At 34.3% G+C, this 8,368-nt stretch carries 8 protein-coding genes; 5 read left to right on the top strand and 3 right to left on the bottom strand.

The genetic code is table 11. From position 1 onward, the window contains the following. Positions 1 to 139: 139 nt before the first annotated feature. Complete coding sequence (locus H5T45_06730; protein MBC7129402.1) at positions 140 to 556, top strand: hypothetical protein; 417 nt, start codon at positions 140 to 142, stop codon at positions 554 to 556. 383 nt (positions 557 to 939) lie between these two features. After that, positions 940 to 1,554, top strand: coding sequence for an MjaI family restriction endonuclease (locus H5T45_06735; GenBank protein MBC7129403.1), 615 nt, complete (start codon positions 940 to 942; stop codon positions 1,552 to 1,554). On the opposite strand, the gene H5T45_06740 is transcribed toward H5T45_06735, so the two are convergent. The 3 genes from H5T45_06740 to H5T45_06750 all read right to left on the bottom strand — a co-directional run bounded on the left by H5T45_06740 (position 1,540) and on the right by H5T45_06750 (position 3,392). Beyond that, positions 1,540 to 2,634, bottom strand: coding sequence for a site-specific DNA-methyltransferase (locus tag H5T45_06740; GenBank protein ID MBC7129404.1), 1,095 nt, complete (start codon positions 2,632 to 2,634; stop codon positions 1,540 to 1,542). The two genes, H5T45_06735 and H5T45_06740, sit on opposite strands and share 15 nt — an antisense overlap. Continuing rightward, positions 2,615 to 2,815 (bottom strand): CopG family transcriptional regulator, encoded by a 201-nt coding sequence (locus H5T45_06745; protein MBC7129405.1) that lies wholly within the window; start codon positions 2,813 to 2,815, stop codon positions 2,615 to 2,617. Before H5T45_06745 ends, H5T45_06740 begins: the two co-directional genes overlap by 20 nt. A 196-nt stretch (positions 2,816 to 3,011) precedes the next feature. After that, a complete protein-coding gene (locus tag H5T45_06750) occupies positions 3,012 to 3,392 on the bottom strand; it encodes a hypothetical protein (GenBank protein ID MBC7129406.1) in 381 nt (126 codons plus the stop codon). Between the two features lie 228 nt (positions 3,393 to 3,620). On the opposite strand from H5T45_06750, the gene H5T45_06755 reads away from it, so the two are divergent. The 3 genes from H5T45_06755 to H5T45_06765 all read left to right on the top strand — a co-directional run. Then, complete coding sequence (locus H5T45_06755; protein MBC7129407.1) at positions 3,621 to 4,598, top strand: hypothetical protein; 978 nt, start codon at positions 3,621 to 3,623, stop codon at positions 4,596 to 4,598. A gap of 208 nt (positions 4,599 to 4,806) precedes the next feature. Further along, positions 4,807 to 7,662 (top strand): N-6 DNA methylase, encoded by a 2,856-nt coding sequence (locus H5T45_06760; protein MBC7129408.1) that lies wholly within the window; start codon positions 4,807 to 4,809, stop codon positions 7,660 to 7,662. A 573-nt stretch (positions 7,663 to 8,235) separates the two neighbouring features. Then, positions 8,236 to 8,368 (top strand): NERD domain-containing protein (locus H5T45_06765; protein MBC7129409.1); only part of this gene is annotated, 133 nt, incomplete at its 3' end.

The following is an 8,368-nucleotide window of genomic DNA, read 5'->3' on the forward strand; positions in this document are numbered from 1 at the left end:
GCAAGATTTAAATTTGATTGAAATCTTACAAATAATGTAAATAATAAGTGTGGATTGTTACAGGAAAATATTGTTTTATAAGGTTTGGGGATGTGCCGCCTAAAATTCATCTCTTGACAAAAAAATAAAAGGTGAATTTATGGACAAAACAACAAAAGCCCTTTTTGTAGCCTGTTTTGTCCTAGCAACAGCCCTAGGATTCACCACAGGACCACTCCTCCAAGAAAAACCAATCCTCCCATCCAAAACCACAAAAAATACAACAATCACGACTAACAAAACTACAAGTAATCCAGGCAATACCGGCACTGAACCAGGGAATGAGTGGAACGTGTCATTCTGTCCGTATTGTGGCGCTCCACTCCGCTGCGTGGACGAAGTACCTTATTTAATAGATGCAAATGGGATAATGCACGGACACATCTACCGCGTCTACGAATGCGGACACCGCGTTTATATGGGTGAAAAGACATGGCGCTTCTACAACATGAAGCCAGAATACCAAGAATACTACCGAGAATATGTAAAAGAAAGAGGTGGTGAAGTCTACTATTAAACCTGACCAGATCCAAGGCCACCAAAAAAAGTCTCCATTTAAATGGAGAATTTATCAAGGCAAATGAGCTATTACGTTTAATATTTAGGGCATCTGTTGGAAATCACAAGTTAAAAGAAGAAAGAATCGCTAAAATCTTGGAAAAGTCCTCAAAATTTTTATCATGATGCTTCTATTCTCAACAATGCCTTCCACTTTCATGCACCATACATGGATTGGAAACAAAGAACTTTAAAGTTACTTAAAAGTAGGAGTAGTTATGTCAAAGCCAGATTTTTTTCGGACAATTCTTTATCTGATTAAGTGACACATATGTAGTAGTTATGACCATTATTTCCACATTGGTATGTTGATGTTAATATAGTACAGAAAGAGGGAGGGGAATGTCTAAGGGGTTTGAAGAATTTAATATAATCAAATTGGATTTTAAAAATGAAGTGAAGAAAATAACTGGAGAAGAGAAAAAGTTCCCGAAATATACAACCCAGATTATCAATTTAGCTAATCAAAATGCTCAAGGCACGAGACCTAAGGTTGTTGGCCAGTTATCGGAACTGATACAGCAATGTCCTGATAAAAGTTATGAAGGTTGGCGAAGATGGTATTTGGAACGTTATCCTGATGCTATTGAAAAGGCAACAAAGAAAATTAGTCGGATGATAGAAAAGATGAAAGAGGCAATGGATTTAATAGATGAAAAGATGGTTAGGGAATGGGTAGAAGACTTGGTCATAACAAAAACTGCAAAGGGCCTAATAATCCAGGAGATTATTCTAAAGACTCTTGCAGATTCTGTAGGTTGCAAATGGCGTTTAGCAACACCAGAAGAAGAAAGTAAAAATATTGATGGATTTATCGGATCCACACCAATTTCTATTAAACCAATAACTTATAGATCAAAAAAGCCAACAGTAAGAGAAGAAATAGATGTTGAGATGATCTTCTATAAAGAAACTGACAGGTACCTTTATATTTACCATAACTTAGATCTCGATTAATTTGGCCTGCACCCGCTTTTTATAGGTTTTTTCTATATCTAATGCGCTTATTTCTTTATAATGGACTTCTAAAGTGTTATCATCTCTTTTTTTATAATTTTTCATTAAATATAATCGAATATTTCGCTCTTGGCCCGTTACAACCCTAAACCCATAATTCACCGATAAATATTTTCCACCTTTTTCTTTGACAAAATCCATATGCTTCCTTATACGCTCCATGACAACTTCTTTGGCAAACTTTATAGTTTCAGCTATTCTTGACTCTATCAACTCCTTGAAGTTAGGATCGATCTCATAACCTATAGAATTTCTCCCCGTACAAGCCGCTGCAGCCGTAGTGGTCCCTGTACCTAAAAAAGGATCTAAAACCCAATCTCCAATTATTGAATACATGTTTATTAACCTGTAGGCAAGTTCAAATGGATATGCCGCAGCTCTTTCCCTTAAACCCTTATGGTTTAGCTTTTGTGAAACACCGGTTAGATCTGTCCATACATCCGAGAACCACTTGTTCCGCTCTTCCCAGAAGTATGCGCTCTCTCTCCTTCTTTCCTTTTCCTCTTCTGTTTTGAATTGGCGAGGCCCATCCTTTCGGAATATTAATATGTATTCGTGTTCATGGGTTACATAAGCATTTGGTGGTAGCATCCCAGAACCCATAAATTTTGTTGGCTTATTTGACTGCTTCCTCCAAATTATAAATGGCAAAACCTGATACCCAAGACTTTCTGAAAAGAAACTGATTATCCGGCTATGGTTAGGATACAATCTGAACTCGTCTCCAACTTTCCTTGTTGCATCACCAATATTTATGCAGACAATACCCCCAGGAGCCATGACTCTATCCACTTCAATCCAGACCTTGTCTAATTCTTGGTGCATTAACTGATAAGCTTTTGGGCCATTACCCTCTTTTATCAGATCTTTGATTTTTGTGTTTAGTTTGGAGAAGAGTTTGTCCCACATTTCAATCATAGGATAAGGTGGTGATGTGACAACGAGGTTTATAGTTTCATCTGAGACTTCCCTCATGTTATTTGCATTTTTAAAATAAATTTTATGGATTGTTTTTTTCATGCTCTTGTTCCTCTTTCTTTTTTGCTATTGAAGAAATGAATGATTTTTCGGCTAACCAAGCTAAAATGATATTTCTAACGATATCGGCGTCTTTTTCTCCGAATTCGCCCCTCAATTTTTCTATTAGGTTCCATTGGCTTTTATTAAAAGTAACTTGAACTCTCTTCTTATGATCAGTCATATGAGACACACCAAGTACACATATGAAACATTTAATATATAAAAGTTTTCACATGAAATACTAATTGTAAATTATTCTTTATTTTCTTGAAAAGTCTCTTGGGGAAAATAATTCTAGGATAAAATTATTTTTTTTGCTGGACTACTTTTAGGTCAATCCTTAGGTGCTTCTATTGCTTTTCTTTTGGTTAATTTTTCTAGATGATCTCTAGTATGCTCCTGTTTTGTAGTCTTTCTACTTCGTTTTGCAGGTGGCTGACTTCCTTTTCTCTTTTTTTGAACACCTCTTGTAAGTGTTTATGTTCATTTTTTAATTTTTCATAGTCTGCCTGTAATTGGCTTAATTGATTTGTTAGTTTTCTGTTTTCTTCTATTATTTTACTGTATTTTTCCTGGTTTTCTACAAGTTTTTGGAATTGGATTTTTGGGATTATGCACACTTTCTCCTCGCATTCAAAGGCCTGCAATTCCACGTCTTCTTTTCTTAGGTTTATGGTGTATTGTTTTGTGGTGTATTGGCGATCATTGCGCTTGTATTTGCGCTCATAACATTTGATCATGGACTCTAAGAATTTCATATTGTAGTCTATTGTAGATTATGAGTAGTCTACTGTATACTATCTTAGTGGTTATTGTAGCTACTGTAATCTATTAGCATGTTACAATAGTCTATTGTAGAAAAAATAAATTAATTTGGAAGGTGAGAGTACTTTTTGTAGTGGATTTTTTAGTGTGGTGGTTGCTATGCTCTATTTAATATGTGACAAATGTAACGTTTACTATGAAATTGAAGATGGGGGTGTAAAATGATTGAAGGCATTGTAAGAAGTGAAAAAATAGGTTATCGTATTGATGCGCCAGCAACTTTTGAATACGTATGGGATCAGATGATTCTTTTACAAACTCAAGAAAACGTGAAGAGAATTCTAAAGGAGGCAATTGAAAACAAATTTTATGGTATAAATTTAGACCGAATCCGTAAAGAAAGGAAAAAATTGAAGAAAACGAAAAAAGGAATGCCTAAAAAATTTATAAATGGACGTAATATAGAAACTGCTGCTTCTAAAGTAGTTACTTTTATGAGGCAAGCCTATGAATATTACCGCTCTGCAAGAGAAGCAGGATTCTTGACAAAGCCCGTACTATTGTATTATGGTATGGTCAGTTTATCAAAAGCATTAATTGATTCGACATATATAATATCAAAGCCGGTTAAAAGTCATGGCTTGCGGATAGTTTATGATGATGGAAAGCCACTTTTGAGGGTTGAGGTGGAGAGGAATGGTGAGTTTCAAACTTTTAGAGACACTTATATCAGTGATACAACCCTCTATACTTTTAAAGAGAATAAACTAAATTTTGATTTAAAAGAATTGTTATCCGTCATTCCAGGAATCGCCAATGAATGGAGAATCACATACGAAAGCAGAGAAAATCCTAAAGAGTTTAGAACGACTGGTATTCTCGCATCTCATAAAAGAGAATTAGATGATATTACCGCCAAATATACTTTCAAAGTGTATCGAAATAAAAGAGATCTAAGAGAATTACAGGAGAAATTTAATGTTCATGTAATTGACGCCCATTTTTTGGCAATGTATATATTGTGTACTCTTGCACGGTACTACCCACAAAGATGGCAAAAAATCATAGAAAATTCAAAAGAAGCATTTTTAATAAAAGCTTTTTTAACACGCTCTGAGCGAGATTTTCCAGTATTAATATATAGCGAAATAACAGGAATGGAAACCCACTTCCTACCCTTCGCCCGTATGGTTGGATAAGTAGACTAAATTTTGGCTTCAGTGCAGAATCCAAGTCATAAAAATCAACTCTGGTTCATGGTCTAGGTCAGTTGACATACAAATTCTTTAAACTTATGTAGCAAATCATAAGGTGCAGAAAGATTAACACTTATTATTAGAACTAACAACATATTTAAAAAAATAGTGCATAAATGAAACTAAACAAATATTAGTACCAGGGTTTATCATGATCCTTCCCAGAATAGAAGAAAGAACTCTTTATCCCCCAATAATAAGTTATTTACAAGAACTTGGTTTTGAAGCAATAGGGGAAACCAGGGTCGCTAGAAAACAACCTGACATATTATTTAGTTTGGATAAAGTTTCTTTTGTAATTGAGATTAAAATAGGGAGACCTGATATTGGATTAAAAGCTGTTGCACAAGCCCATGATTATGCTAAAAAGTTAGGAACACAAAATATAATAATACTTATTTATCCAGAAGAGTACAGGGATCAGGCAATTTTTGATGAAAGCATTGTAACCAGGGTTGCATTAGAAAAAGAGATTTCGGCTTTGGTTTTAACGGATTATTGGACTGAGAGTCTTGTTATAAAACCAATTGAACTTTTTAAATCTCTAAAAGATAAAATTATTTCTAAGAAGGTTAAAGTTGAATTCAATACTGTAGTCGAGTTGATAAAAAGTTATGTTAAAGATCTTAGTGACATAATCTACCAAATAGAAATGGATGAATTGGTTTCAGAAGTTGTAAATAAATTAGACCTGTTTTCTTCAATTGGCGAAATAAAAGACGAAGAAGCAGCTAAAAGACAAGTTAAGATTCTGGCTTCTTATCTGTTGTTTAATCAGCTCCTCTTTTACCACATTTTCAAAAGGAAAACCAAAGATGAGAGGTTACCGGAACTAGAAAAAATAGAGAGTGTCAAAGAACTACAAAATTATTTCGACCAGATTACAAACATAAACTACAGATCCATTTATAAAATCAATATTTTAGGTCATGTCCCCAATAAGGAGGCTGTTATCAACACCCTAAATGAATTAATAGAAGCGATAAAATTATTGAGAGCAGAACATATAACCCATGATCTATCAGGCAGATTCTTCCATGATCTAATCCCATCAGAGGTTAGAAAAATCTTAGCAGCTTTCTATACACATCCCATCGCAGCGGAAATATTAGCCGGTTTAACTATAAATTCCTGGAATGAAAAAGTTATAGATCCAGCCTGTGGATCAGGCACACTGCTAGTCTCTGCCTATAAAAGAAAACAAAAACTCTACCAAGAATTATATGGTTATACAGATTTTAATGAAATGCATAGGAGATTTATTGAAGAAGATCTCACAGGAATCGACATAATGCCATTTGCCGCACATCTTACCACAATAAATCTATCAACCCAAAATATAGAACAGGAGACCAATGTCGTTAGAATTTCGACGAAAGATTCTTTAAAATTAATTGAAGGACTAATAAGGAAAGAATTTAAAGATAAAGGCATAAAAGTTTCCCCTTATACAGCTACCATACAAGAGACTTTTCTTGGAGCTTCTAGCCAGAAAGAGAGTGAAGGTGCGATATCTCCAGAGGGAAGAGGAGAAGAATTTTATTTAGAACCTGTTGATGTTGTGATAATGAATCCACCCTTTACTGATAGAGAAAAAATGCCAGAAGACATGAGAAAAGAACTGGAAAATAATAGGTTGGGGAAGACTTGTGGACACCAGGTTAACCTCTGGGGTTATTTCCTGGCGCTTTGTGACTACCTCCTTAAACCGGGCGGACGCATCGGTGTTGTAATCCCAATAAATATATTCCGAGGTGGAGCTACGGAAAAAATAAGAAAACATTTAGTTGAAAATTATAAGATTGAATATGTTGTCAAAGCCGGAAAAAATGTTGCCTTTTCGGAAAATGCGAAGTTTAGGGATGTATTATTAATCGCGAAGAAGAAAAGGCCGTCCGATAAGGGTAAAGTTCGATTCGTTATTTTAAATGAGGATATTCATGAATTAGCATATCAAGAGGTTGGAAAAATTGTTAAACACATAAAGGGAGAGCCAGTTATTCCAGATAAAGACTTGGATATTATCGACTATGAGTACAATTCCCTCAAAGAAAACATAGATAACCTGATGCTACTCTTTGGCCCCGCAAGCACCAAATCAGCGCAAATTTTAAGTAATTTCCTTTCAACCACCCAAAAATATGCCGGGCAATTGTTAAGAAAGCTAAATGGATCAGAGATCGTAGAAGGTTTCCATTCTTCTCCTCGTGGTCTTTCTCAAATGGCGTTCATAACTAACCCTTTAAAGGAGAATAGAATAAGAAATGCTTTTTTAATACTAAAAAGAGAGGATGATGACTTTGCAGAATTTTATATAAAAGATTATCCTGATAAGACATTTAAGATTGAAAAATCAAAATTAGCCCCTGCTTTAAGAACGGTAACTGATATTAACAAATTTGATATATTAAATGTGGATTACATAATCACTGACAAATTTAAAGGGTGGAAAACTGTCCTAAAATTTTCTAAATTCAAAGACAAAGAAAACTTCACTTACGATATCATCAAGAGGAAGATGAAAAAGGCATGTATGGTTATCGCTCGTAGATTCAGGCCAAATTCCAAAAATACATATTTTTTTGCATTTTGTTCAGACAAAAAATTTATAGGTTCCGATGCATTCAAGTATATTTTATTAAAAGATTTTGTCGCCAAAATTAACACTCTATTTTTGAATTCAGTTTTAGGGATAATTAATTTGACTTTGTTACGAGGACAAACTACGGAAGGTTACACAGACATGAGGGAGTCAGATTTAATTCTTTTCGATATAATTGATGTAGAACTTTTGAGTGAAGAGCAGAAAAAAGAGTTGCTTAAATTATATGATGAATTAAAGGATTGTGAATTCCCCTCATTATTAGAACAGTTCAAAGAAAGATTTTGGGCACGAGTTGAATTAGATAAGAGATTGTTGCAAATTCTTGGAGTGCCAAAAAGAGAAATTAATATTTGGCTCCCAAAAGTTTACGATACGATAGTAGCTGAACTATCACAGAATTAATCAGCTTTACTTTTTATCTTTGGATCCTTCTATTGCCTTTCTTTTAGTCAATTTTTCCAGATGATTTCGAATATGCTTCTGTTTTGTAATCTTTCTACTTCATTTTCTAAGTGGCTGATTCGTTTTTCCCTTTTTTTGAACACTTCCTGTAAATGTCTGTGTTCATTTTTTAATTTTTCATAGTCTGCCTGTAATTGGCTTAATTGATTTGTTAGTTTTCTGTTTTCTTCTATTATTTTCCTGTATTTTTCATGGTTTTCTACAAGTTTTTGGGATTATGCAAACTTTCTCCTCGCATTCAAAGGCCTGCGATTCCACGTCTTCTTTTCTTAGGTTTATGGTGTATTGTTTTGTGGTGTATTGGCGATCATTGCGCTTGTATTTGCGCTCATAACATTTAATCATAGACTCTAAAAATTTCATATTGTAGTCTATTGTAGATTACTGGTAGTCTATTGTAGTCTATTGTAGTCTATTGGCATGTTACAATAATCTATTGTAGAAAAAATAAATTAATTTGGAAGGCGAGAATATTTTTTTGTAGTTGATTTTTTAGTGTGGTGGGGGGTTGTTATGCCCTATTTAATATGTGACAAATGTAACGTTTACTATGAAATTGAAGATGAGGAGGAGATATTCGAATTTTGTGAATGTGGAAACAGACTCAAGTATTATGAGAGCCTAGAGGAGTACTATGAAGAAATAG

Source organism: Thermoplasmatales archaeon (genome assembly GCA_014361245.1).
In the GTDB taxonomy this organism is placed as follows: domain Archaea; phylum Thermoplasmatota; class E2; order UBA202; family JdFR-43; genus JACIWB01.

What these genes read in the sequence shown, in the direction of transcription:
- H5T45_06730 (MBC7129402.1), top strand. Translation starts at nt 140, where the DNA reads ATGGACAAAACAACAAAAGCCCTTTTTGTAGCCTGTTTTGTCCTAGCA.
- H5T45_06735 (MBC7129403.1), top strand. Translation starts at nt 940, where the DNA reads ATGTCTAAGGGGTTTGAAGAATTTAATATAATCAAATTGGATTTTAAA.
- H5T45_06740 (MBC7129404.1), bottom strand. Translation starts at nt 2,634, where the DNA reads ATGAAAAAAACAATCCATAAAATTTATTTTAAAAATGCAAATAACATG.
- H5T45_06745 (MBC7129405.1), bottom strand. Translation starts at nt 2,815, where the DNA reads ATGACTGATCATAAGAAGAGAGTTCAAGTTACTTTTAATAAAAGCCAA.
- H5T45_06750 (MBC7129406.1), bottom strand. Translation starts at nt 3,392, where the DNA reads ATGAAATTCTTAGAGTCCATGATCAAATGTTATGAGCGCAAATACAAG.
- H5T45_06755 (MBC7129407.1), top strand. Translation starts at nt 3,621, where the DNA reads ATGATTGAAGGCATTGTAAGAAGTGAAAAAATAGGTTATCGTATTGAT.
- H5T45_06760 (MBC7129408.1), top strand. Translation starts at nt 4,807, where the DNA reads ATGATCCTTCCCAGAATAGAAGAAAGAACTCTTTATCCCCCAATAATA.